The following is a 23370-nucleotide window of genomic DNA, read 5'->3' as shown; positions in this document are numbered from 1 at the left end:
CGGTTTGGCAGGCGGCTCTTAGTTCGGCACCGGCAGGATAATAGCGCCCTTATCGGGTACCTTTTCGTCGAATTGCATCGACCGTGAAGTCATCCACTTTGGCCTTGGCATTCCAGACGTAAGCGGGTTGTTTTCGTTCGTTCGTGACTCCCGTGACCAAATAGCTACCGTTGCTCAGATCACTCACGATGTATGGAGCCTGGAACATCAGCGGCACGTCATAAGCCTGCACGAGTGGCAGCGTAGAGACGCGCCAAAGATTTCCGCGGCCGTCGTATCCATCGACAAGAGCAATAATATTGCTATCCTCATCGAGATAAAACGTGCGCTTGGCGACCACATGCGACATACCCGGCTTGAGGGTTGCCTCGACGACCCAGACCCGGTGCAATTCATAGCGGAAAAGGTCAGACTTGAGGTGACCTTTCTGAACCATATCTTTATACTTGAGCTTTGCATCGATCAGCTTGTAGGCGTTATACGGTATGTACATCTCCTTTTTTCCCAGAAGCTTGAAGTCGTAGCGATCCATTGCACCGTTAAACCCCCAGTAATCGTCGCTTCCCCGTATGCCTTCCGTACCGTCATCGATGTTGTCATAGGCGACATCGGGTGCACGGCGAACGCGGCGCTGGCCGGCGTTATAGATATACGCCTCGCGGCTTTTGATCGTGTAGTCAATCGGATCTTTTATAAGATAGATGGTACCTACAAGGGCCGCCGGCGCATCGTAATACCCATAAAAGGAAAAGATATGATTCGGTTCGGGTTTGTCGAAGTTTTGTCCTTGAACTGAATCTTCACAGAACCCAACACGGTAGTAGTCGCCACTAGCCTTGACCGGCAGCCACTCCGCGCAGCGCTTATAGCTCCCGTACCACTTGTTCAAGTGGTTGTACATTGCCTCGACGCCGTTCTTCGGAATTGGAAAAGGCGTACCTGGCAAACTGTAGTTCTTAATGCTTAAACCATCGAGTTTCACCTTGGACGCCTGCGCTTTTGTCGCGTCATAGACACTTTGAGGCAATGCGAAGGTACGATGTGTCGTATATACCGGGATGGTAAAGGTCGGATATTTCTTCAGCATTGCCATCAATCCGGCTGAAAGCCTATCCTTGTATTGCTCAGCGTTCTGCGCGGTAATAATAAAAAGCGGTTTCTCGCTAGCGAATGGATCTGTATAGCCCATCTCCGGCTGCCAGCCTGCCGGCGGTTTAGTCATGCCGCCGGTCCATTCTGGAATGGTGCCGTCTTTATTGCCAGCCTTCTCTGCCCCGTTAGGAGTCAAGTCTTTTCCGAGACGCTCGGCGTCTGCCGGCGATAGCTCCGCTCTTGTGGAACTAGTGGCGAATGCTAATACGACAATGAAAAGAGTCGTAGCGATTTTTATGGTTTTCATGATGCGGTCTCCTTTTGTAATTTAAAAACTCATGCTGGCGATGGCCGAGAAGAAACTGCGATCGCTCAAAGGATCATAGGTAGCATGCCTGTTGTACTGAACCGCATTTAGCTCTAAAGCGTATTTCTTATCGTAGGTAAAGCGTGCTCCGAGTCCCAAGGCCATACGACCTTGAAGAAACTGTCCGTCTATCGAGTAGCCTTGAACGTCGTGTGACCAGAACACGCTCGGCTGCACGGTCACTCCAGCAAACAGGCCTGGGTAAGTCAACTCGCCCTTCAGCCGATAGCCCCATGCGAAGGGCGTAGCGTAGCCATCGTTCTTGCAGCCATCAGCTGAAATGTTGAGCGTTCCGCACGTGCTTCCCCCGTACGCTGAGCTGGAGCCTGCACCAAAAATGAACGCGCGGTTATACCGTGGTGCGTTAGGATCATCTTTGTAGTTGGGCAAATTGTTCCACTGAAACCCAACTTCACCGATTAACGAGTACTGACTTGCGCCCAAGATACCGTTACCTACCTTGATAGCGTTCACCTGAAACTGAGTCTTATTGGCAAGCGTGTAGCCACCCAATACGCCGTTGCCCGCAGCAGCAGCCACTGCGGACGGCCCAAGTGGTCCAAGGGGTATCGACGAGCCAGGTACGATCAAACCACCAGCAGCCAAACCTGCAAACAACAGATCATTTCCGTCAAGTTGGGCAGGAAAGTCTTTCGTGTAACTGAGCTCTCCAGCGACCGACCAGCCAAATAGATTCGTGGCTGCGCTGACACCGAATACCTTCATATCTTTCGGATAATCCCAGGAGATTGAAATTGGACTTACCGTATTTAAGCTAGCGTAGTTTCCGAAATTAACCGTAGCGACAGGAGTTCTCGGATTGATTTTCATCGCGTAAAGCCCAAACTCCGTATCAAGCGGCTTCACATCGAAGTGGTACGCTAACCCGAACTCGCCAGTGTTCTTGGGCTCCCTGCCTGCAATTGTCGGGACATAGGCGCCGGTGTTATAGCCCAACGGGTTGGAACCGGTAAGTGTCACAGCGTTGTTACATCCGCCTGGGGTCGAAGAAATGCTGCCGCCGGCCAGGGCCCAATAATTCCCACATCCGGAATCAATCGGTGTGTTTCGCCACTTGAATTGATAAAATCCCTCAACGTTTCCGAATTCACCGAGACCCTGGCTTGCGAACAGCATCGGCACCGGAAGATAAACCTCTTTCAACTGCGCACCGGGCTTGTGGAAGGACGGGACGTCAATCGCAGAAATCTGGTTCACCCCTTGTATAAATATCCCTTCGCCCCAGTTCACCACCTGGTTTCCCAGTCTGACCTGAAGGGGGTTGCCGTTAACATTGAACGTGTCGTACACGTATGCATCCAACACGGAGATGCCCTGAAACTTGTTCAGAGGCTCAAAACCATTGTCGGATAAAGGCCGCGGCGATCCTAGGGAATTCGTGGCCGGGCTGTAGCCGTTATAGCCGTTGGGCTGGTTGCCGAACTTGACGCTTTGATTTTCCAGTGTGTAGTCATACCATGCCTTGGCTCTGACAAATACTCCCATATCGCCCTTCTTGATCTCTACCTCGGTCAACAGTTTGAAAGGTGAAGAGAACTGGTCGCCTTTGCCGTAGTTGAGGTTGCCTTCGTCGATCGTATTAGCGCCGGTACCATTGGTGCGGCCAACCAGTGCCCCGTTCGCCTGACCGTAAAGCCGGCTGTCAGGATTACTCGCACGCCAGCTTGACCCGGCCGATATGGATGAAGTCCAACTGCCCTGCCATCCGTCACCCACCTGGAAATCGACCCCAAAGGCATAGCTCGAAAACCCTGCAGTAATTGCCAGAATCATCGCTTTGGGCACGAATATCGAGTTTCGTTTACCACGATTCATACTTGTCTCCTCTTATTGGATTTCTAAATTTGGGCGTATTTTTTCTTGAAAGGTACGTTCCCAATGAATCTTGTTTGAACTCATGCGGCTCTATAACCGTTGCGTACTTCCTCCATATATAATTTCGTATTTTGCAAAACAATATTTATTTGCATTTTTCTTTACGATCTAAATCGCATCGAAGAAATCGTTTTTTTTGCCACCGCATTCATTGCTTGCTCAAGCCCGCCAGTTCGGCCTGGCGCGCGACCGGCAAAGCTTGCGAGCGGTCTTCATCGCATTGCGCTCAGCAGGCCAACCCTGGTGAGCACGCTGGAAAAATCTACCTCCAGCGACTGTTGGCGGACCTTTGCGTACAGATCCTTTAGGTTGACGGCTGACTCAGGTACCTCGGTGTCGAACAGGTTGGCCGCTCCTTTGAGCAACTGATGCTTCCAGTCCACATTCTGGTTGGATGCACGTCGTGCAGATTCGCCAGCTCAGCCAGCGTCTCGTCGCCTCACAGGGCGTCGAGCCCACCTTCTCATTGGACGCCGCTGAGAGATTGCGACGAGTTCTTCTGCTCCTGATCTGTCTGCTTACTCGATCAACAGCACTGGAGGAATCGACCGATCAGGGCTTTACCGCCGGTGCAGCCGGATACCATTCCTCAGGTTCCGGCATTTCGAAGCCTTCTGGAAAATCGAGGAGTTCAACGGCGAAGCCAGTTGATTCTTCGGTATCCAGATAGGCATAGCGAACGGCACCCAAATAGCTGCCGGATTGGGTTAACTTGTGCCCGCGGCGTTCGAACTCTGCGATGCGATCCTCAAACGAGATGCCGTTACAGGTCAGAGCCACGTGCTGTATGCCTTCTCCGTGTTTCGCAAGCCACTCGGTGTAGATCGATTCCCCATCAAGCGGCTGGATAATCTCCCAAAAGGTCGATCCGGACCAGGCGAGCGCCAGTCGCATGGAGTAAGGGCGCTTCTCGCCCCTGTAGGTAAGGTCCTTAACCGTTGTTTCGTCGAATGTATAGACTCGCCAAGGGCCAACACCGAGTCGAACGAACTGCTGCATCGTCCGATGGAGGTCACGAGTAACGACGCAGATTTGCATTGCTTCACCCATGAAACTGTTCGACAGTGTCGTCTCGCTCGTTACCTGGACATCAACTATCGATTTGGTACCTGCTCTACTATTCATTTTTCACTCCAACAGTTAAGGCATATTTTGGCCAGCACATTCCGGGGAAATTCAGGCGCCAGTATCCTTGAGGTGCCAACCGCCATCGACCTGAAAGGCGGAGCCCGTCACATACTCAGAGTCATCCGATGCCAGGAAAAGAACCAAATTTGCAACATCTACAGGCATACCGCGTTTCTGGAACGGACAGCCCGACATCAACTGAGCCTCTGCTGCAGCTTCATCTACACCGAGGTTTTGTGCCATCTGGGCGATAATGTTGTCGGTCATGCGCGTCTTGATCACACCTGGATGAACCGAGTTGACGCGCACTCGGTTGCCACCCTTGGACGCCGCCACTGCCACGCTCGTGGTCAGGTGCTGAACACCGGCCTTGCTGGCGCCATAAGCCGCCGGACCCGCGGTCGTCATAAAGGATACGATTGAGGAGATATTGATAACCGAGCCCGTGCCACGCTCCATCATGTGTGGCACAACGGTACGGCAGCCATAGAATGTGCCGGTGAGATTGATCGCAATGACCTTGTTCCACATTGAAGGCTCTGTGTGGAAGACATCCTTGGTGATATCCCCCTCGATGCCGGCAAACTGGACAAGTATATCGATACGACCATGTTCAGATATGGCACGAGCGACCAACTCTTGCCATTGGTTCAAATCGGTCACGTCGTGCTTGTAGAAGGTTGCGCCGATCTGTCTCGCCAAAGCAGTACCAGCTTCTTCGTTGACATCGGTGATGATAACCTTCGCTCCTTCACGAATTAGCGCCCGGGCTGCTTCGGCACCTAGACCGCCGGTGCCGCCAGTAAGGAATGCGACTTTATTGGATACTTTCATTTTTTACCTCAGCAATGGAACCGTGTTGAAATAGATCGAATCTAAAGCGGATATCAGGCCGTTAGGTCTCGCATCTTCAAATCGTTCTTCTGGCAGTGGTCGACGTAGATGTCGTTAAGATTTTTCCAAGTACAGCGAGCGGTGATTTGGTCTTGTTCGTCAACGAACTCGAATCCGCCCTGGATAATTGCAAAGATGGTCGTCGGCCCAGTGCCAGTCATCGTTGGAGCGTGCGTGGAACCAGCAGGTTCATACACCACATCCCCGGGACTTGCGTTCCAACCTTCGTTATAGGACCAGGTCCCATCAATCGTGTACACCACGACAGTACCGGCGTGATAGTGCTTGGCGAGCGTTTGACCGGCAGGCACACGGATGAGACAAACGATTTCGCCGGTGGATGGCGTGAGGCGGCACAGCTTGATCTCTGCGCCGCTGGTGGAATCTAGCAGGAGCCAAGGGTCGTCGTCGCAGCGGATGTAGGTGGCATAGGAATCCTGGGGGGTTGAATCATTCATGTTGTCTCCTCGTTTCAGGATCGGATTGACCCTGAAGAAGAACTCTACGGCGATTCAACTGCCCGCGCTATTGCGAAGAATCGTAGGTTCTTCATACCTCAGACTAGGGGGGTACCGATATAACCGACGTCAATTTCCCTTGCTTGTCGACGCCACGCTGTCCGCAGCACCACCCTCGGCTAAGAACCAAGACGGCAAGCGCGAGCCGGAAAAGCATCAGTCGAAGAACGGCGAGGTCAAGCACTTCTGGATATAGTCACACATCGGCGTTGATGCAACGTCGGGACTGGTTCACACACTCGTTGGTACGGCAAGCAACGTCGCCAATATCGCACAGGAGCATACGCTGCGGCAAAGCTGCCAGTGCGTGGCGATCGGCGCCGCCGACTATCAGTGTGTCGAAAGAAGGAAAGAAAACTGCCACCCTGAAGTCACTTGGCGTATGGCGACGAGTCTGAACAATCGCAAGCAATTGCCGCAGTGCAAACTTGACCAGTGGCGTGAATAGCTGGAACACTTCAAGGAGAACATGCGGACGACAGTCTAGCATCCGTTCCATGTGTTGAAGAATCTATGTCCTCATCGCAAAACGCGTGAACGGAGTCTGGCAAAGAACACCGCGCAGTTATTTACCCGTTTGCCTTTGGAAATCTGATGTTCGCCCGCCCGCGTTTCACGCTGCCCAAGGTGCATCCTAATGGACGAAATGATGCGACAAGTAGCTAGTTGTGACATAAAACCGCTCATGACTAGGTCAAAAATTCTCCAATGCGTGGTCGAACTCGCAACCAAGTTTTAAAGCGCGTCTCGTCGCGCAGAAACGTCAATAGTTCAGCGCGTCCAAGAAGTTCCCTGATGCCGCTTTGCTAGTCAGGTCGCATCCATTGCGTCATCGTTCGGCGATGGATGCCTGCCAGCAAGCGCGATTATTAGTCTTGCGGTGGAGGAAACGCCCATCTTCTCGCGCACATTGCGCAAGTGGTGATCAACGGTGAAAACCGATCGATTAATATGTCGAGCGATCTCCTTGTAGCTCCATCCCTGAACCACCAGTTCGCAGATTCTAGATTCTGCAGGGCTAAGAACCCGATTTGGTTCGGCATCCAAGCCGACCGTAGATACGTTGGATGAGCACGGTCTCCGAATCCGGTCAACCTCATCTAGAATCGGTGCCAAGACTTCGATGACGACACTGGCGAAGCATTCGTATTGCCACTGATTCCACCGTCGCTGGCGAGTCACTCGGTCGACGCAGATTAAGCCGAGGGAGCGTCCCTCGTGAATAATGGATGATGTCATCTTTGTGTAGACGCCTTGCTTCAAAAAGTAGTGTCGAAGGTCGTCATCGAAAAGGCATGTCGAATCCATGTCTTCTTGAACCAACGGCCGAGAGGAATCCCAGAGGAGGCGGATCGTCCGACTCTGACTGTTTACTGTGAGACCTGCCATCGTGGGCATAGCCGTGTCACGGACCTTTTCGAATTGACCGGCGCGGTATACATTGTCGCCAGGGTGCGCCCAACCGCCGTCGACCCGCTCGACTCCGAGTTCGTCAATCAACCACTCCAATGCAACCATCCAGCAGGACTGTGGATCGTCTAGACAAAGCATCATTCGCGCGGCCAGCTCGCGTGATGCCCGCCAAGTCAAGGACCGCGAATCCAACAAAGTGCGCCTGAGTCGCCTTTGCGCTGCGAGGATTCTCTCCGAGTCGACAGAAGCTGTTCGGTTCTTTGCCCCCGGTGAAGCGACACGCATGTCTGCCATTTTTTGTCTCCAGAATGATGCTGTCATTGCCCCATATATCCGCGGTGACGCAGCGCAACGACGCCGTCAGACTGGGATCACTCGTCAGTCGCACGCAATGTGACACATTCAAGGATAAGCGGGTTGTGCCCGCTTATCATGCGCTCATGCGCACAAAAAAACATATCCGTAGAATTCATCAATATGCACTATAATGCATATTGATGAATTCAAAGAATGGACACACCAAGCACTATAATGCAATTTAAAATAAATATGTCGAATAAATATGCCAAGGACTATAAGACAATGACTGTGGTTACCGCTGAGCGATCGAGAGCGGTTTGGTGCTCATCGGCATGAGGAAACAGCGATCTATTTTCCTGGCGAACACTGTCTCCTCGGTCCAACTTGAATCGCTCAGGCGGCGATGCTATCGATCTGACTAATCCGGCTAGCAGACGGTACGGCGATCTTCTGCGCGCGTGTCCAAGCCAGGTTTTTTTGGCGGGCTGAAATGATTTGAAGTTGAGCATCGGTTTGATCACGCGCTTGACCGCACGATGGCCTTGCCCGACGACATTATTGAGGTATTTGACCTGCCGAACCACGATTTGAATTTCTCTGTCGGAATTTATATCATCGATCGCCGCCTTGTTAGCGCTGCTCTTATCCAGCTTGTATTTGCGGATTACTTTTTCCGGCAGCAGTATAAATCTGATCGCCAACGATTGATCGATGAGTTATCGACAACCGCGCCGCGTTCTTCCATCATTTCTTCCAGGTGGCGGTAACTCAATGTGTAGGCTGTACGCCCTCGGATGCAGACCAGAATCACGTCGATGGGAAATCGCATCCCTTTGGTATTGAGCATGTCGGTTCGCCCTTTTTTCAAAGGCAGCAGTCTACATGAGCGACTCGATCACTTTGCTTAACGCGATAGAACATTTTTGCTTCTTACACCACCGCAGGCATGGCAAGCGGCCGCACCCGTAAGGTGTCGCGGATCATCTCCAGAGCGTGCTGTATCTCGTCGCGGCTAGCGACGCCGCCTATGCACACGCGAACGGCTTCCGGTGGCTGGCTCGATACCGCGAACGCATCGCTGGCGACCACGCCGATGCCCGAAGATTTCATTTGCGCGGAGAAGTCATTGCGGTTCCACGATGCCGGCAGGTTGATCCACAGATGGAAAGCTTCCGGTTGCGAGATATAACTGCCGACGGGTAAAATGCGCGCCGCCATCTTTTGCCGCAACATGGATTCCTTACGAATCCCGGTCAATGCAAGATCAGCCGCCCCGTCCCGTATCCAGCGCGTGGCGAGCGCCGAAGTAATGGGTGACGCCATGACCGTAGTCGCTCGCAGCGAAGACGCCAGCCGCCCTGCATAATACGCATCCGGCGCGACCATATAGGCAACACGCAAACCGGCGCCCACGCTTTTGGCCAGACCTGCAATATAGAATGTCAAATCCGGACCGATGCTGGCTATTGCCGGCGGTGCCGAACGCGGCAAAAAGCCGTAAGCATCGTCTTCTATGATCGCCACGCCGTAATGCCGGGCGATTTCAACCAGCGCCTGGCGACGCGCCAATGAAATCGTGTGGGTGGTGGGATTGAGTATGGTCGGATTGCAGTACAAGGCTTTGGGCGCATATTGCGCACATGCGCCGGCAAACGCCACCGCGTCAATGCCCTCCGCATCCATCGGCAAACCGACCAGCTTGATACCAAGTTGCCCTGCCAGCGCCCGCAAACCGGGATAGGTCAGTTCTTCGCAGCAAATTACCGCCCCGTGACCTACCAGCATAGTCAGTATGGACAACAAGGCACATTGCGCTCCTGGCACCACCAGCAAGCGATCAGTCTCCACCGATAAACCGCGGCGCCTCATCCACAGGCTGCCAGTTTCACGATCATCCTGCGACCCGCCAAAATCCTGATAGCGCATCAGATCGCGCATTCTATCGTTGACATGCGACCACCCTGCTTGCATCAATATAAGCAATTCTGCGGACTCTGGTTCCGGCGGCATGTTCATCGACATATCGACGTTGGGCCGGCCTTCGACCACGCGCGGAATTATGGGGCGTCGACGACCGCAGATAAATGTGCCGCGTCCGACCACAGAATCAACCAGGCCACGTCTGTGCGCCTCATTGTATGCCCGTGCGACGGTAGTGAAGTCCAGACCCAACGCTTCAGCCAGCTTGCGCTGGGCGGGCAAGCGTTGCTCAGCCGCCAACTGCCCGGTCGCGACATCTTCTGCGATCGCCTTGGCAATCGAAAGATAGACCGGGCCCGAACCCTTTTTGAGTTTCGGCACCCACATCTGATGTGATTTCGGCATGACGATATTTCCTTATTGACCGGATTGATACCTGTAATTGCATGCAATTCGCGTTCCATACAATCAGCGTACATACGCACCAATGCAGCGCTAACGGACGCCATTCTCGCACCAACAGAAAACACCTTGCCACAAGTGAGTGCATGGAATTTTTTCAAATTGAATGCAGACATTGTATGGATCTCCATTTTTCGATGGAAAGTCTTACTGCAAGCGCCTCGGCGCAAAATCAACAGTGGCATGCAGACCGACTTTCGACATCTGAATTGACCGGAAAATATTCCATTCAATTTCATCAGTCGACCCGATTGGATGGCACAGCGCATGCATTCAATTGTGGTGTCGCGGCATCTTGCCGGACCGATTCGCCGGAATGGCGCAGTCTCGATTTTCAATTTCTACCAGGAGTTCTACCATGCCAGCAGTATCCAAATCCGCTCACGCGAAGGGTGATTTTTTTGTCGATTACGAAGAGAAAGTATTTGAAGATGTCAAAGCGCAGCCGGGCGAAAAAGCGCTTGTGACATTCCATACAGTGGCATTCGAAGGCTCGATCGGCTTCGTCAATTTACTGCAAGCCACACGTCTGCAGCGCAAGGGCTTCGAAACATCGATCCTGCTGTATGGCCCCGGCGTCACTCTGGGCGTCCAGCGTGGATTCCCCACCCTGGGCGACGAAGCATTTCCAGGACATCTCAATTTCAACAAGCAGATCACCAAGTTCATGGAAGAAGGCGGCAAGGTTTACGCCTGCCGTTTCGCTCTGCAAGCGTTGTACGGCCACGGCGAACCATCCCTGATCGAAGGCATTCGCCCGATCAATCCGCTCGATGTTCTGGACCTGGTATTGCTGCATCGTCGCGACAACGCTTTCATCCTCGATACCTGGACCCTATAAGCAACGAAAGAGCGGATCATGACAACGAAGAAAAAAACGGTACGGGCAGCAGCGGTACAGATCGCGCCCGACCTAGACAGTGCGACCGGCACGCTGGACAAGGTATGCCAGGCCATTGCCGATGCTGCGGCGAAAGGAGCCGATCTGGTCGTCTTTCCGGAAACTTTTGTTCCTTACTATCCCTATTTTTCGTTTGTCAGGCCGCCCTTCGCATCCGGTCCGGAGCACTTGCTTTTGTATGAACGTGCAGTGGTGGTTCCCGGGCCGGTTACCCAAGCGGTAGCCGCCGCCGCGCGCAGCTTTGGCGTGGTTGTAGTGCTAGGTGTCAATGAGCGCGATCACGGCACCCTGTACAACACACAACTGGTATTCGACGCGAACGGCGAACTGATCCTGAAGCGTCGCAAAATCACGCCGACTTATCACGAACGCATGATCTGGGGCCAGGGTGACGGCAGTGGCCTCAAGGTGGTCGATACCGCCGTCGGCAGACTCGGGGCGCTGGCTTGCTGGGAACACTACAACCCGTTGGCGCGCTATGCGCTGATGGCCCAGCACGAAGAAATTCATTGTGCGCAATTCCCCGGCTCCATGGTCGGACAAATTTTTGCTGATCAGATGGAAGTAACGATACGTCACCATGCCTTGGAATCAGGCTGTTTTGTGGTCAACGCCACGGGCTGGCTGACTGACCAGCAAATCGCTGCCATCACTCCAGATAGCGAAATACAGAAAGCCTTGCGCGGCGGGTGTTGCACCGCAATTGTTTCTCCTGAAGGTAAGTTGCTGGCAGAACCTTTGCGCAGCGGCGAAGGCATCCTGATCGCCGATCTTGACATGGATCTGATCACCAAGCGCAAACGCATGATGGATTCGGTCGGACACTATGCGCGCCCGGAATTGCTGCACCTGATAGTTGATGATCGTCAATCGGCGCCGATGTCGTCATTGTTTCCATCCCAGGACAATGCACATCTTTCTTCAAATGCAACATCAACACTCACGAGGCCGCATCATGCAAACAGCGACAACACTGAATCAACAACTGATCACGGAGCTGCAATCATCAGGGCTGCGTCTTAGCGACCCGGGCGCGGGCGTAGCCAGTCGGCGCGGCGGCGCCGGTCCATCCGATCATAAAGCGGTCACGGTCGATGGCCACACGGTGATGATTCCAGTACATACCGCGAGTTCATGGTCGTCGCCATATGTGGCTGCACCGATGGGGATCGATGGCACAAGCACAATTATGCGCGACGGCGTAAAGGTCGGCATCATCTCGTTCCCACGCCAGCCTCGGTTCTACAAGATGCAAACATTCGATGGCATTCCCTATTCAAAAATTGCGACCCTGCATGGCTCTGACGTGCTGGCTACTACCATCCTGCAAAGTTGCATCCGTTATGAAAGCCGGCGCAAATCCTGCCAGTTCTGCGCCATTGGCCAGTCGCTGGCGGCTGGCCGCACCATCTTGCGCAAGACCCCGGAACAACTAGCGGAGGTCGCCCGTGCGGCGGTGCTGCTAGACGACGTCAAGCACATGGTAATGACTACCGGCACCCCGAATGCGACCGACCGTGGCGCGCAAATTTTGTGCGAGAGCGCATTTGCCGTGAAATCAGCCGTCAACCTGCCGATTCAGGGCCAATGTGAACCTCCGGATGACGACGCCTGGTTTCAACGCATGCACGATGCCGGCATCGATACGCTCGGCATGCATCTTGAAGCAGTCACGCCAGAAGTACGCGCACGCATCATGCCCGGCAAGGCTTCGGTGCCAGTCGAACGTTATTTTTCAGCATTTGAAGCGGCTGTGCGCGTCTTCGGTCATGGCCAGGTCAGCACTTACATTTTGGCGGGTCTGGGCGATACGCAAGAGGCAATCCTGAGTACCAGTGAAAAACTGATCGCGCTTGGCGTGTACCCGTTCGTTGTGCCGTTCGTGCCTATTTCAGGCACCCCACTGGAAGACCATCCTGCGCCCTCGTCTACTTACATGCGCGATCTGCTTGCACCTTTGTCCGACATGCTGGCGGCCGGCGGCTTGCACTCGTCCGAGATCAAGGCCGGCTGCGGCAAATGCGGCGCCTGCTCTTCTCTGTCCACTTATGAGAGGAAATCATCATGAACAGCGTCTGTGAATCGGCAACGAAGGAAGTCGCAAAAACACGATTGATGGCACAAGACGTGCGCATCAAGCTAGCTACCAGTCTTTGGGAGCGAGAAGAAACCCGACGTTTGCGACGCGACGTGTTTTGCCTGGAGCAAGGTATCTTTCAAGACGACGACGTAGACGAGATTGATGCATTGGCGATGCCGATCGCTGCCCTCCTCACATCCACGGACGGCACCCTTGAAATCGTCGGCACCGTACGCATCCACGAATCCGGGCCAGGCGTCTGGTATGGCTCGCGCCTTGCTGTCGCACGTCACGCGCGCCGCATGGCCTCGGTAGGCAGCGGATTGATCAAACTGGCGGTCGGCACTGCCCATGCACATGGTTGCCACACCTTTCTGGCGCAGGTGCAAAGCCAGAACGTGCCGATGTTTGAGCGGCTGCACTGGCACGCCTTGTCGCAACAGGAGTTGCATGGCCGCCCGCATCACCTGATGCAGGCCGACTTGAGCTTCTATCCTCCGATTAGCGACGGCGATATCGGTTTTGTAATGGCGCACACTCGCACATGAACAGCTCCAGCCAAGGTCTGTCCCATCCTGCGCTCGCCGAACTAGCCACGGCGTTGCGCCAGGCGCGCGGCATCGCCCACAAGCGCGACATTGAAACGGTCATGCAGGTATTGCATGGAGCCGCGCCGGAACTGGACATCGCGAACAGGGTCGCCATCGGCGACGACTGCGCCGCGATACCGGACGGCAGCGGCGGCTATCTGTTATTCGCCATCGAGGGTTTCATCAACGAATTTGTCGAAAAGCAGCCTTGGTTCGCCGGCTATTGCGGTGTCATGGTTAACGTCAGTGATATCTATGCAATGGGCGGCCGTCCAATGGCCGTCGTCGATGCCCTGTGGAGCCGCGACGGCGATGCCGCCAAACCGATACTGGAAGGGCTTGCCGAGGCTGCACGCGTCTACAACGTACCGATCGTCGGCGGCCACAGCAACCGCCGCAACGATCAAGAGCAGCTGTCGGTTGCAATCCTGGGACGAGCAAAACGCCTGCTGACCAGTTTCGATGCCCGAGCTGGCCAGAACCTGGTCGCCGCGATCGACCTGCGCGGCCGCTTTGAAGATCCGTATTCTTACTGGAATGCCAGCACCGGATCGCCTGCACCACGGCTGCGGGCCGATCTTGAAATATTGCCCGCAATCGCCGAGGACGGCCTGTCGGCTGCGGGTAAAGATATCAGCATGGCCGGCATCGTCGGCACCGCGCTCATGTTGCTGGAATGCTCGGGCCTGGGTGCTGTGCTTGATATCGACGCCATCCCCAAACCGCCGGACGTTGAGCTGCTGCGCTGGCTGACCGCTTTTCCAAGTTACGGCTTTTTGCTCAGCGTCGGCGATGCAGCCTTACCGGAAGTATTGCGCCGGTTTAGCGAACGCGGCATCGCCTGCGCCGCGATTGGACGTACTGATGCATCAAGGACGGTATGCCTGCAAAGCGGCGGTGCCAGCGTTGCGTTCTGGGACTTTCAACAGGAAGCACTGATCGGTTGCGGCCCTGCAGCTCAAGGAGCATCACATGCAGCCTGATCGGAATCTGCTGCGCCCAGCTTTGCGCATCGCCATGCTCACCCATTCGGTCAATCCCCGCGGCGGCGTGGTGCATGCCATGGAGCTGGGCGACGCTTTGCAGGCGGCCGGCCACCAGGTCACCCTGCATGCCCCCGATCCCAGCCGTCGCGGCCTATTCCGCGAAACGCGCTGTGCTTTCGCCGCTGTACCGGGTGGCGCCCACGATGCTGGCCTGACCAACATGGTCCGGCAACGCATCAACGACTACATCAACTGGTTCGAACTTGCGGATACGCCACGCTATGACATCTATCATGCGCAAGATACGATCAGCGCCAATGCGCTGGCAACGCTGACCGAACGCGGCGTCATATCCGGCTTTCTGCGCACGGTGCACCATTTGGATCAGTTCGACGATTCCCAGCACACTGCCTGGCAGAACGAGGGATTCAAAAGCGCGGCCCGCGTATTGTGCGTCAGCAAATTGTGGCGTGACAAGCTATTGGACCAATATGGCATTGCCGCCGATCTCGCCGGCAATGGCGTCAACATCGAACGTTACCAGCCGCAAGCGATGCCGCGCGATGTCGCCTTGCGAATAGAACTAGGATTGCACACCTCCCATGTTTTCCTTGCGGTAGGTGGGATTGAACCGCGCAAAAACACCCTTGGCATACTGCAAGCGTTCCTGTGCCTGCAACGCGTCTATCCGCAAGCGCAACTGGTCATCGCCGGCGGCGCCAGCCTGCTTGATCACGAAGCTTATCGTCAGGAATTCAACCGCGTGCTGCAAGAAAGCGGCATCGCTGTCGGCCCGGGAAAATCCCTCATGATCCTGGGCCAGGTCGCCGATGGCGATATGCCAGCGCTATTCCGCTGCGCCTATGCCCTGGTATTTCCTTCACTAAAAGAAGGTTTCGGCCTGGCAGTGCTGGAAGCCATGGCGTGCGGCACGCCGGCTGTGGTATCCCGAATCGCACCGTTTACTGAATATTTACAGGGCGACAGTTGCGTCTGGGCCGATCCCGAAGATCCGGCATCGATCGCCGCAGGCATGGCGCACGCCTGCACTCCCCAGTCACAGCTGTCGCTGCGGGCAGCCGGTCTCGCTATCAGCCGAAATTTTTCCTGGTCGAAAATTGCAAACATTCATCTTGATATCTATCGTGCATACCTTGCACATCCTTTGGAGATTTCCCATGCCTGAAATGCATTTCACAGTACGCTGGCCCGACGACTCCATCCGCGAATGCTACTCCCCTTCCCTGGTGGTCAAGGAGTATCTGGAAGTCGGCTGCGCCTATCCGCTTGCAGATTTTATCGATCGCAGCAGGACCGCGCTGAATATCGGTAGCGAACGGGTGCGACAGAAATTTGGTTATAGCTGTTCTTCAGCGATGGATCAATTGCATCGGATCGAAACTATCGCAAACGGTTTCGCTGACATTGATAACGCACGCGTCGTGATCGAGGCATTCCGCCCCTGAGCATAGCGTTATAACTCGCCTCCAAGGTCATTAGCCCTAATCCATTTTTTAAAAAGGCTGTCTCATGAACATCGCCCCCAAGCATTCCGGCCAAAACCATTTCTCCGTTCTCGTCGTCGGTGGCGGACAAGCCGGCTTGTCACTCAGTTATCACCTCAAGCAAGAAGGTATCGACCACCTGATTCTGGAAAAAAACCGCATCGGCCATTCCTGGCGCAGCGAACGTTGGGACACGTTCTGCCTGGTTACCCCGAACTGGCAATGTACGCTGCCCGGTTCCCCCTACAGTGGAGACGATCCCTATGGCTTCATGAAGAAAGATCAGATCGTCGAATACATTGAGCAATACGTCGCCAGCTTCAACCCGCCGACGCTGGAAGGCGTTGCTGTTACACGCTTATATCGGGATACGGACGATACATTTATTATCAATACGACAAAAGAAGTATATACCGCAGACCAGGTGGTCGTCGCCGTCGGCGGCTATCACATTCCGGTGGTGCCGCGCGTGGCGGAAAGACTGTCTTCGGATATTGTGCAGATACATTCCTGCGAGTACCTGAATTCGGACTCCCTTCCTGTGGGAGAAGTGTTGGTCGTAGGCACCGGCCAATCCGGCTGTCAAATAGCGGAAGACCTGCATCTGGCCGGGCGACGCGTACATTTGTGCGTCGGCGACGCGCCGCGTGTTGCACGTACGTATCGCGGCAAGGATGTCGTGGAATGGCTGGACAAAATGAAATACTACGATCTTCCGGTTGACCGCCATCCGCTGGGAACGGGTGTACGCGAAAAAACCAACCACTATGTGACCGGGCGCGACGGCGGGCGCGATATCGATCTACGGAAATTTGCGCTGGAAGGGATGCAGTTATACGGGCGCTTTGAAAACATCACCGATGGAATCGCAAATTTTGGCCCGGGACTGGCCAAGTATCTCGATGATGCCGATGCAGTCTCGGAAAGCATCAAGGACAGCATCGACAAGTTCATCGCCACCAATCAGATCGATGCTCCAGAAGAAGAGCGCTACGTGCCGGTCTGGCAGCCACCCACCGATATTCCGGACAGCATCGACCTGAAGCAAAACAATATCGTCGCCGTCATCTGGTGCGTCGGATTCCGCACCGATTTCAGCTGGATAGAAGAACCGATCTTCGATGGTCGCGGGTACCCCGGCCATGATCGCGGAATCACCCGTTCGCCGGGCCTGTACTTCCTGGGTCTGCCATGGCAATACACCTGGGGTTCCGGACGTTTTTCCGGGATTGCGCGCGATGCCGCTTATGTCGCCGAACACATTGTTTCTCTGCGCGAGCACAATCAGCCTGCAACCATCTTGATAAGCCGGCGGCGTTAAAATTCGCATGGCGGATTTACACCAGGTTAACTTAATCCGTCCCCGAGCGATGTTGATCAGGGACGAAAAGATGCGCGCCTGTTAGCTGTTCATCGCCTCCGTTGCCGCCTCATCGATAAATGCAGACACTTCCACCGGTTTGGACGCCAACGAAGCATGGCTTGCCTTCAACGTAATTATCTTTCTGGCGCCGAGTCGTGCTGACATCCGCTCTTGATTTTCGGGCGAAATCATCCTGTCTTCACTGGATATTTGATACCACGAAGGCTTTTTTTTCCACGCGGGACTCGTAATTGTGTCACCGAAAGTACTTGCAAGAGGAGCCTTTTGGGTCACAGCCATTACTAGCCCTTCATCCGTAGTCAGATCCTGACAGAGGCTTTCGTGAAATTTCTCACGCTTGAGCCATAAATAACCGTCGCTATCGGGTGCAAGATTGGGAGCCGCCACTGGGAGATGTTCCTGGGTGATGCCACCTGGACTCTCACCTGAGTCCGGAGCAAATGCGGCGATATATACCAGGCCAACCACATTTGGCTGATCTCCCGCTTCTGTAATGACAGCGCCACCATATGAATGGCCCACCAGCAAAACCGGGCCTTTCTGTTGGGCGATCATCTTGCGGGTGCGCTCCGCATCTTCTGCAAGCGATGTCAGTGGTAATTCAACGGCGAAAATGGATGTATAGCCCTTGCGTGAGAGTTCGACGATAACCTTGCTCCAATGCGCCGCGCCACCCCAAAAACCATGTACCAAAACAATCGTAGGCTTGTTGCTCATGATTAGTTTCCAATTTAAAATTAAAAATAGCTCACCGAATCTCGCAGTCCATAGTAGTTCGCCGGCGTTTCGAACTACATATGCCATCACAAAACATGATTCCATAGAGATGGCATCAACGCTCACATATTGCTACATCACACAATCTGTATTTGTACCATGTAAAAATATTTACCTCATTTTCAACTCCTAGAGCACCCACAGACAGGGACCACACTCTAAACTGCAACGCAGTGGAGTACACAAAAGAAGGCTGAGCGCTATGAATTCAATACCTTACGGATTTTGACTGGTTGCAGAATTACTTCGATTACCGCCCCTTTGAATGAATCAGACACGTTCAATGATAATGGCGAGTCCTTGCCCCACCCCTATGCACATCGTGCACAAAGCATAGCGCCCGCCATGTTGATGAAGTTGATATACCGCGGTGGTAATCAGGCGCGCACCGGATGCGCCCAATGGATGACCTAGGGCGATGGCGCCACCGTAAGGATTGACGCGCGGATCGTCGTCAGCTAATTCAAGATCGCGCATGACTGCCAGGCCTTGCGCAGCAAACGCTTCATTTAGTTCAATCACATCCATCTGGCCGAGTGTCAGGCCTGTTAACGCCAGCACTTTGCGGGTCGCCGGCGCCGGGCCCATACCCATGATGCGTGGCGCCACGCCCGCACTTGCCATGCCAACAATGCGCGCCCGTGGAGTCAGTCCATATTTGTTCGCGGCTTGCTGATTGGCTAATAACAGCGCGCACGCACCATCATTCACGCCGGACGCATTGCCCGCTGTCACGGTGCCATCTGGCCTGACTACACCCTTCAGTTTGGAGAGCGACTCCAAACTGGTTTCAGCACGCGGATGTTCATCTCTATCGATAACTTTCGGGTCACCTTTTTTTACGGGAATCATCACTGGCACGATTTCCTGTTCAAACAATCCCAAGCTTTGCGCTCTGGCACAACGCTGCTGGCTGCGAAGCGCGAATAGATCCTGGTCGGCTCGGTCGATGCTGAATTCGGCTGCTACGTTTTCGGCAGTCTCAGGCATCGAGTCGACCCCGTAATTTGCCTTCATCAATGCATTGATGAAGCGCCAGCCGATAGTTGTATCTTCGATTTTCGCAGCGCGCGAAAATGGGCTCTCCGCCTTGCCCATCACGAACGGGGCGCGTGTCATTGACTCGACGCCACCGGCAATCATGAGATCGGCATCACCTGACCGGATCGCACGTGCGGCAGAGCCCACCGCATCCATGCCGGAGCCGCAAAGACGGTTAATTGTGGCACCAGGAACTTCCAGCGGCAGACCGGCGAGCAGCGCGGACATGCGCGCCACATTGCGATTGTCTTCTCCGGCCTGGTTGGCACAGCCGTAAATCACATCTTGCACTGCCGCCCAATCCATCTTGGGATTGCGTGCGATCAGTGCACGCAACGGTATCGCGCCGAGGTCATCGGCACGAATATCCTTGAACGCGCCGCCATATCGGCCGAAAGGAGTACGAACGGCATCACAGATATAGGCTTGGTTCATAAATGAAAAATCCAGAATTGGTTGATAAAAAATATGTCGCGACGTTATGTGGGAGCTGGGACAGCTTTACCAATTTCCGGTATTGATGTATTCGGCAGCCTGAACAAGCTGATCGCCTCCAGATCTAGTACCGTGGCGCCCGTCTGGTTGCGCATGACCCATTGCCAGCGCACGATTCCAAGCCATGATTTTGTCGAAGAGATGCGGGACTCGATCACAATCACTTCCAGCGTCAAAACGTCAGCGGCGCGTACCGGATTGGGCCACTTTACATAGTTAAGTCCCGGAGATGCATACGATTCGGAATCGACCAAAATCCCTTTGCTGAGCAAGCCCATCGCGATGCAACAGGTATGCCAGCCACTGGCAATCAGTCCATTCCATGGATCCGCAGCGGCCCGAACCGGATCGGTATGAAACCACTGCGCATCGTATTTTTCTGCAAAGGCAATGATCTCCTCGTCGTCCACCTGCGCCGGGCCCAGAATAATGCGTTTACCTGCGCTCAGATCAGCGAATTTCATGCGGCATCTCCATAGAACCTAGGTGCACGCCTCTCTTTGATCGCAGCAAGTCCCTCCTGTGCATCAGCCTGTCCGAAGCCCATGATCTCGGCATTAAGCGAGGCTTCAAAGGCTGGCCACGCCGCCCGCAACCAGTGATTCAGCGAACGCTTGGTATGGGCGAGTGCCGACTGGCTGCCAGTGGCCAATTTTTGTGCAATCTGCAGCGCCTCGGTATGCAGTTGCTCCAGATCTACCACGCGACTCACCAGACCGATACGTTCGGCTTCCTCGCCGCTGACCGTTTCACATAACAGCAAATAATATTTTGCTTTGGCCATGCCGCATAACAGCGGCCAGATAATGGCGGCATGATCTCCTGCGGCCACGCCCAATTTGGTATGCCCATCGATTAATTTGGCGCTGCGCGCAGCAATCGAAATATCGGCTAACAAGGCCACTGCCAGTCCGGCGCCAACGGCAGCGCCATTGATGGCGGACACGATCGGCTTGTCACAGTCGATCATGCCTTGCACCAGTTCCCGCGCTTCTTGCAACACACGGCTGCGAACAGACGCCGAGTTGAGCATATCCTCCACCATGCCCAGCTCGCCCCCGGCACAAAACGCCTTCCCCTCGCTGCGCACCAGAATGGCTTTTACCTGTGGATGCGCAGCCAACGTGCGCCAGATGGTGGCCAGTGCCGCATGTCCCTGCGCATCGGTGACAGGCATGCCATTTTCCGCTTGGAATATCAAGTGAGCAATGCCGCCGGCGTCGAGTTCAACCCGGAAATTGGTGGTGTTTACGGAAATGGCGCTGCTCATGTCGGCATCCTTTTGTTCCAGAAGCGTTGCTGCAACAATGGGCTGACACGGTAGCGTTCGCTACGATACGCGGAAAATAAATTGTTGAGCAGATCGACAGTGTAATCAACGCCAATCTGCTGCAGCCATTCAAACGGACCCGCAGGATAATTCGTACCCAGCTTCATCGCCAGATCCGCCCCGGGTTCATCGCATACGCCTTGATGAACGGCGTCGGCACCTTCGTTAATGAGCATGGCGATGGTGCGCGCAACCAGAAGACCTGGTACATCGCGCATTTCGATGGCTTGCAAACCGCAAGCGGCCAACGTGGCCGATATCGCTGCCCGCTCTTCAGCAACGAGACCAGGCGCAAACGCGATAGCGATTGCATCGCTGCGCTCTGACACCAGCGGCAGATCGATCACGCCAAGTGCTCTGGTCCCACGTTCTGCCGAAACTTGCGCAGCGCACCGGCCATCGGTGATGTGCAATTGTGTATCACCGATACGCAAACCATGCCAGTTGCTTTCAACACAACGTGAAAATACCACCTGCCTGCCGGCTAGCCAATCCGCCAGCCGTACCGCTATCGCGCTATTGCCGACAATCTCGATCGCGACGGCCGGACTGGCGAGCAGCAACTCCGGCATTACCGGCGCCACACCTTCATAAAACCCCTTGCCACTTTTGCGCCCGAGCCGGCCGCCATCGAGCAAGGCCTTTTGCACCAGCGAAGGCACATAACGCCGGTCCGCATAATTAGCATCGAACACCGAAACCGTGACTGAATAGTTTATGTCATGACCGATCAAATCCATTAACTCACACGGCCCCATGCGGAATCCCGCACTGCGGGCAGCCCGGTCCAGTTGCTGCGGCGTAGCTGCCTGCTCCTGCAACAATGCCAACGCCTCCGCATAAAACGGGCGCGCAATCCGGTTGACGATAAATCCTGGCGTCGATTTTGCATGCACTGGTTCCTTGCCCCAGCGCCGCGCCAGATCGGCTATCGCCTCGGCCACGCTGATTGCCGTCTCCATGCCGGAAACCACTTCTACCAGCTTCATCAACGGCACCGGATTAAAAAAATGCATGCCGACCACGCGATCCGGATACTGCATGCCGTTAGCCAATGCCGTAATCGATATCGACGACGTATTCGATGCGAGAATCGTGTGGCGATTCACATGTGTTTCCAGTTCGCGCAGCAAACTCTGTTTGGCTTCCAGTTTCTCGACAATGACTTCAACCACCAGCGCAGCATCGGCCAGATTGGCAAGTGCGTCCACCGGCACGATGCGTGCCAGAATCGCCTCGCGCTCTTGTTCGGACATGCGTCCCTTGCCGACCAGTCCAGACAGCGCCGCACCAATATTGTCATGAGCCGCGCGCGCCGCATTCGGCCGCAAATCCAACAGTCGTACCGGATGGCCGGCTGCTGCCGCGACTTGCGCAATCCCGGCGCCCATGGTGCCTGCACCGATCACACCGACAGCTTGCCTCGATGCAGTTTGCAGACTTAGTAACCACTCCTGCTTCATCGTCGGGTACTCACTCATTGTTTCACCCATATTGCAGGACGCTTGGCCAGAAAGGCGGAAAATCCTTCGCGCGCCTCCGGTGTCGAACGCACCCGTGCAATCGTTTGTGCAGTTAACTCGCGTACATCTTCGTCGATCGCGCCGATCGCGAGTCGACTGAACAGATGTTTGATTTCTCCCAGCGCAGCGGGGCCGTTGGCCAGCAATTGCACAATCAGCTTTTCAATGGCGATATCTAGCTGATCGGCTTCCACTACTTCGTGCACCAGGCCGATGTGGGCCGCACGCACAGCGTCGATCAGTTCCGCCGTCAATGCCATGCGCAACGCATGGCGCTTGCCGACAGCATTGTTCAAATACGGACCGATCACGGCAGGCAAAATACCAAATTTGGCTTCACTGACAGCAAAACGTGCCTGCGGTACGGCAACGACGATGTCGCAAGCACAGCACAGGCCAACACCGCCGCCATACGCGGCACCCTGAACCCGCGCGATGACAGGTTTGCTGCACGACTGAATGATTTGCATCATGTGTGCGAAGCGGCGCGCATCTGCCAGATTGTCTTCCTGCGAATTATGACTGGCGCGTTCCATCCAGCGCAGATCGGCCCCGGCGCTGAAAGCCCGGCCTTCGGCAGCCAGCACGACAATGCGCGTTTCCTGCGCATTGTCCAGCGCACCGAATACCTCGGTCAACTCGGCGATCATTGTTTCGTCGAACGCATTCAGTGTTTCCTGCCGCGCCAGCGTCACGCGTGCAACACCACGTTCGTCGATGGCCAGTTTGAGCGTCTTGAAATGGGTATTGGTATTGGACATTTGATTC

General features: G+C 54.8%; 23 protein-coding genes. 8 read left to right on the top strand and 15 right to left on the bottom strand.

Going from position 1 to position 23370, the window contains the following annotated elements:
• Positions 1–49: 49 nt before the first annotated feature.
• The 9 genes from BM029_RS10655 to BM029_RS10610 form a co-directional block, all read right to left on the bottom strand.
• Positions 50–1399, bottom strand: coding sequence for a DUF1329 domain-containing protein (locus BM029_RS10655; RefSeq protein WP_092435777.1), 1350 nt, complete (start codon positions 1397–1399; stop codon positions 50–52).
• A gap of 21 nt (positions 1400–1420) precedes the next feature.
• Entirely contained in the window at positions 1421–3295 is a 1875-nt protein-coding gene (locus BM029_RS10650; RefSeq protein WP_092435774.1) for a DUF1302 domain-containing protein, read from the bottom strand.
• Between the two features lie 612 nt (positions 3296–3907).
• A complete protein-coding gene (locus BM029_RS10645) occupies positions 3908–4480 on the bottom strand; it encodes a VOC family protein (RefSeq protein ID WP_092435771.1) in 573 nt (190 codons plus the stop codon).
• A 51-nt stretch (positions 4481–4531) separates the two neighbouring features.
• Positions 4532–5317, bottom strand: coding sequence for an SDR family oxidoreductase (locus BM029_RS10640; protein WP_092435768.1), 786 nt, complete (start codon positions 5315–5317; stop codon positions 4532–4534).
• Between the two features lie 53 nt (positions 5318–5370).
• Entirely contained in the window at positions 5371–5835 is a 465-nt protein-coding gene (locus BM029_RS10635; protein ID WP_092435765.1) for a 2,4'-dihydroxyacetophenone dioxygenase family protein, read from the bottom strand.
• 256 nt (positions 5836–6091) lie between these two features.
• Entirely contained in the window at positions 6092–6394 is a 303-nt protein-coding gene (locus tag BM029_RS10625; protein WP_092435760.1) for a hypothetical protein, read from the bottom strand.
• 311 nt (positions 6395–6705) lie between these two features.
• The gene (locus BM029_RS10620; RefSeq protein WP_170851046.1) at positions 6706–7602 is read right to left on the bottom strand and encodes a response regulator transcription factor; all 897 of its coding nucleotides are present in this window, start codon (positions 7600–7602) and stop codon (positions 6706–6708) included.
• A gap of 278 nt (positions 7603–7880) precedes the next feature.
• Complete coding sequence (locus tag BM029_RS26255) at positions 7881–8309, bottom strand: DDE-type integrase/transposase/recombinase (protein WP_244545000.1); 429 nt, start codon at positions 8307–8309, stop codon at positions 7881–7883.
• 229 nt (positions 8310–8538) lie between these two features.
• A complete protein-coding gene (locus tag BM029_RS10610) occupies positions 8539–9933 on the bottom strand; it encodes an aminotransferase-like domain-containing protein (protein WP_092435754.1) in 1395 nt (464 codons plus the stop codon).
• 415 nt (positions 9934–10348) lie between these two features.
• Between BM029_RS10610 and BM029_RS10605 the strand changes: the two genes are divergently transcribed.
• The 8 genes from BM029_RS10605 (at position 10349) to BM029_RS10570 (ending at position 17373) form a co-directional block, all read left to right on the top strand.
• The gene (locus BM029_RS10605) at positions 10349–10831 is read left to right on the top strand and encodes an MSMEG_0572/Sll0783 family nitrogen starvation response protein (protein ID WP_092435751.1); all 483 of its coding nucleotides are present in this window, start codon (positions 10349–10351) and stop codon (positions 10829–10831) included.
• Between the two features lie 18 nt (positions 10832–10849).
• Positions 10850–11914, top strand: coding sequence for a Nit6803 family nitrilase (locus tag BM029_RS10600; RefSeq protein ID WP_092435748.1), 1065 nt, complete (start codon positions 10850–10852; stop codon positions 11912–11914).
• A complete protein-coding gene (locus BM029_RS10595) occupies positions 11847–12959 on the top strand; it encodes an MSMEG_0568 family radical SAM protein (protein ID WP_170851045.1) in 1113 nt (370 codons plus the stop codon). The genes BM029_RS10600 and BM029_RS10595 overlap by 68 nt, the downstream gene beginning before the upstream one ends.
• Positions 12956–13519: an MSMEG_0567/Sll0786 family nitrogen starvation N-acetyltransferase gene (locus tag BM029_RS10590; protein ID WP_170851044.1), complete on the top strand. Its 564-nt coding sequence runs from the start codon at positions 12956–12958 to the stop codon at positions 13517–13519. The genes BM029_RS10595 and BM029_RS10590 overlap by 4 nt, the downstream gene beginning before the upstream one ends.
• A complete protein-coding gene (locus BM029_RS10585) occupies positions 13516–14544 on the top strand; it encodes a sll0787 family AIR synthase-like protein (RefSeq protein WP_092435742.1) in 1029 nt (342 codons plus the stop codon). Before BM029_RS10590 ends, BM029_RS10585 begins: the two co-directional genes overlap by 4 nt.
• On the top strand, positions 14534–15733 hold the full coding sequence (locus BM029_RS10580; RefSeq protein WP_170851043.1) for an MSMEG_0565 family glycosyltransferase: 1200 nt from the start codon (positions 14534–14536) through the stop codon (positions 15731–15733). Before BM029_RS10585 ends, BM029_RS10580 begins: the two co-directional genes overlap by 11 nt.
• Positions 15726–16013 carry an MSMEG_0570 family nitrogen starvation response protein gene (locus BM029_RS10575; protein WP_092435739.1) on the top strand — a complete coding sequence of 96 codons (288 nt, stop codon included), beginning with the start codon at positions 15726–15728 and terminating at the stop codon, positions 16011–16013. The genes BM029_RS10580 and BM029_RS10575 overlap by 8 nt, the downstream gene beginning before the upstream one ends.
• Before the next feature lie 64 nt (positions 16014–16077).
• Positions 16078–17373 (top strand): MSMEG_0569 family flavin-dependent oxidoreductase, encoded by a 1296-nt coding sequence (locus tag BM029_RS10570; protein ID WP_092435736.1) that lies wholly within the window; start codon positions 16078–16080, stop codon positions 17371–17373.
• A gap of 81 nt (positions 17374–17454) precedes the next feature.
• On the opposite strand, the gene BM029_RS10565 is transcribed toward BM029_RS10570, so the two are convergent.
• The 6 genes from BM029_RS10565 to BM029_RS10540 form a co-directional block, all read right to left on the bottom strand.
• On the bottom strand, positions 17455–18153 hold the full coding sequence (locus tag BM029_RS10565) for an alpha/beta hydrolase (RefSeq protein WP_092435874.1): 699 nt from the start codon (positions 18151–18153) through the stop codon (positions 17455–17457).
• 330 nt (positions 18154–18483) lie between these two features.
• The gene (gene pcaF / locus BM029_RS10560) at positions 18484–19689 is read right to left on the bottom strand and encodes a 3-oxoadipyl-CoA thiolase (RefSeq protein ID WP_092435733.1); all 1206 of its coding nucleotides are present in this window, start codon (positions 19687–19689) and stop codon (positions 18484–18486) included.
• Between the two features lie 44 nt (positions 19690–19733).
• The gene (locus BM029_RS10555) at positions 19734–20213 is read right to left on the bottom strand and encodes a MaoC family dehydratase (RefSeq protein WP_092435730.1); all 480 of its coding nucleotides are present in this window, start codon (positions 20211–20213) and stop codon (positions 19734–19736) included.
• Positions 20210–21019, bottom strand: coding sequence for an enoyl-CoA hydratase/isomerase family protein (locus BM029_RS10550; protein WP_092435727.1), 810 nt, complete (start codon positions 21017–21019; stop codon positions 20210–20212). The genes BM029_RS10555 and BM029_RS10550 overlap by 4 nt, the downstream gene beginning before the upstream one ends.
• Entirely contained in the window at positions 21016–22560 is a 1545-nt protein-coding gene (locus BM029_RS10545; protein ID WP_244544999.1) for a 3-hydroxyacyl-CoA dehydrogenase, read from the bottom strand. Before BM029_RS10545 ends, BM029_RS10550 begins: the two co-directional genes overlap by 4 nt.
• On the bottom strand, positions 22557–23363 hold the full coding sequence (locus BM029_RS10540; protein ID WP_092435721.1) for an enoyl-CoA hydratase-related protein: 807 nt from the start codon (positions 23361–23363) through the stop codon (positions 22557–22559). The genes BM029_RS10545 and BM029_RS10540 overlap by 4 nt, the downstream gene beginning before the upstream one ends.
• Positions 23364–23370: the final 7 nt, after the last annotated feature.

Source organism: Collimonas sp. OK607 (genome assembly GCF_900111995.1).
Lineage (GTDB): Bacteria > Pseudomonadota > Gammaproteobacteria > Burkholderiales > Burkholderiaceae_D > Collimonas.
The sequence above is the reverse complement of the archived record's forward strand: the minus strand, read 5'-3'. Positions and strand labels throughout refer to the sequence as shown.

What these genes read in the sequence shown, in the direction of transcription:
- BM029_RS10655 (WP_092435777.1), bottom strand. Translation starts at nt 1,399, where the DNA reads ATGAAAACCATAAAAATCGCTACGACTCTTTTCATTGTCGTATTAGCA.
- BM029_RS10650 (WP_092435774.1), bottom strand. Translation starts at nt 3,295, where the DNA reads ATGAATCGTGGTAAACGAAACTCGATATTCGTGCCCAAAGCGATGATT.
- BM029_RS10645 (WP_092435771.1), bottom strand. Translation starts at nt 4,480, where the DNA reads ATGAATAGTAGAGCAGGTACCAAATCGATAGTTGATGTCCAGGTAACG.
- BM029_RS10640 (WP_092435768.1), bottom strand. Translation starts at nt 5,317, where the DNA reads ATGAAAGTATCCAATAAAGTCGCATTCCTTACTGGCGGCACCGGCGGT.
- BM029_RS10635 (WP_092435765.1), bottom strand. Translation starts at nt 5,835, where the DNA reads ATGAATGATTCAACCCCCCAGGATTCCTATGCCACCTACATCCGCTGC.
- BM029_RS10625 (WP_092435760.1), bottom strand. Translation starts at nt 6,394, where the DNA reads ATGGAACGGATGCTAGACTGTCGTCCGCATGTTCTCCTTGAAGTGTTC.
- BM029_RS10620 (WP_170851046.1), bottom strand. Translation starts at nt 7,602, where the DNA reads ATGGCAGACATGCGTGTCGCTTCACCGGGGGCAAAGAACCGAACAGCT.
- BM029_RS10610 (WP_092435754.1), bottom strand. Translation starts at nt 9,933, where the DNA reads ATGCCGAAATCACATCAGATGTGGGTGCCGAAACTCAAAAAGGGTTCG.
- BM029_RS10605 (WP_092435751.1), top strand. Translation starts at nt 10,349, where the DNA reads ATGCCAGCAGTATCCAAATCCGCTCACGCGAAGGGTGATTTTTTTGTC.
- BM029_RS10600 (WP_092435748.1), top strand. Translation starts at nt 10,850, where the DNA reads ATGACAACGAAGAAAAAAACGGTACGGGCAGCAGCGGTACAGATCGCG.
- BM029_RS10595 (WP_170851045.1), top strand. Translation starts at nt 11,847, where the DNA reads ATGCAAACAGCGACAACACTGAATCAACAACTGATCACGGAGCTGCAA.
- BM029_RS10590 (WP_170851044.1), top strand. Translation starts at nt 12,956, where the DNA reads ATGAACAGCGTCTGTGAATCGGCAACGAAGGAAGTCGCAAAAACACGA.
- BM029_RS10585 (WP_092435742.1), top strand. Translation starts at nt 13,516, where the DNA reads ATGAACAGCTCCAGCCAAGGTCTGTCCCATCCTGCGCTCGCCGAACTA.
- BM029_RS10580 (WP_170851043.1), top strand. Translation starts at nt 14,534, where the DNA reads ATGCAGCCTGATCGGAATCTGCTGCGCCCAGCTTTGCGCATCGCCATG.
- BM029_RS10575 (WP_092435739.1), top strand. Translation starts at nt 15,726, where the DNA reads ATGCCTGAAATGCATTTCACAGTACGCTGGCCCGACGACTCCATCCGC.
- BM029_RS10570 (WP_092435736.1), top strand. Translation starts at nt 16,078, where the DNA reads ATGAACATCGCCCCCAAGCATTCCGGCCAAAACCATTTCTCCGTTCTC.
- BM029_RS10565 (WP_092435874.1), bottom strand. Translation starts at nt 18,153, where the DNA reads ATGAGCAACAAGCCTACGATTGTTTTGGTACATGGTTTTTGGGGTGGC.
- pcaF (WP_092435733.1), bottom strand. Translation starts at nt 19,689, where the DNA reads ATGAACCAAGCCTATATCTGTGATGCCGTTCGTACTCCTTTCGGCCGA.
- BM029_RS10555 (WP_092435730.1), bottom strand. Translation starts at nt 20,213, where the DNA reads ATGAAATTCGCTGATCTGAGCGCAGGTAAACGCATTATTCTGGGCCCG.
- BM029_RS10550 (WP_092435727.1), bottom strand. Translation starts at nt 21,019, where the DNA reads ATGAGCAGCGCCATTTCCGTAAACACCACCAATTTCCGGGTTGAACTC.
- BM029_RS10545 (WP_244544999.1), bottom strand. Translation starts at nt 22,560, where the DNA reads ATGAGTGAGTACCCGACGATGAAGCAGGAGTGGTTACTAAGTCTGCAA.
- BM029_RS10540 (WP_092435721.1), bottom strand. Translation starts at nt 23,363, where the DNA reads ATGTCCAATACCAATACCCATTTCAAGACGCTCAAACTGGCCATCGAC.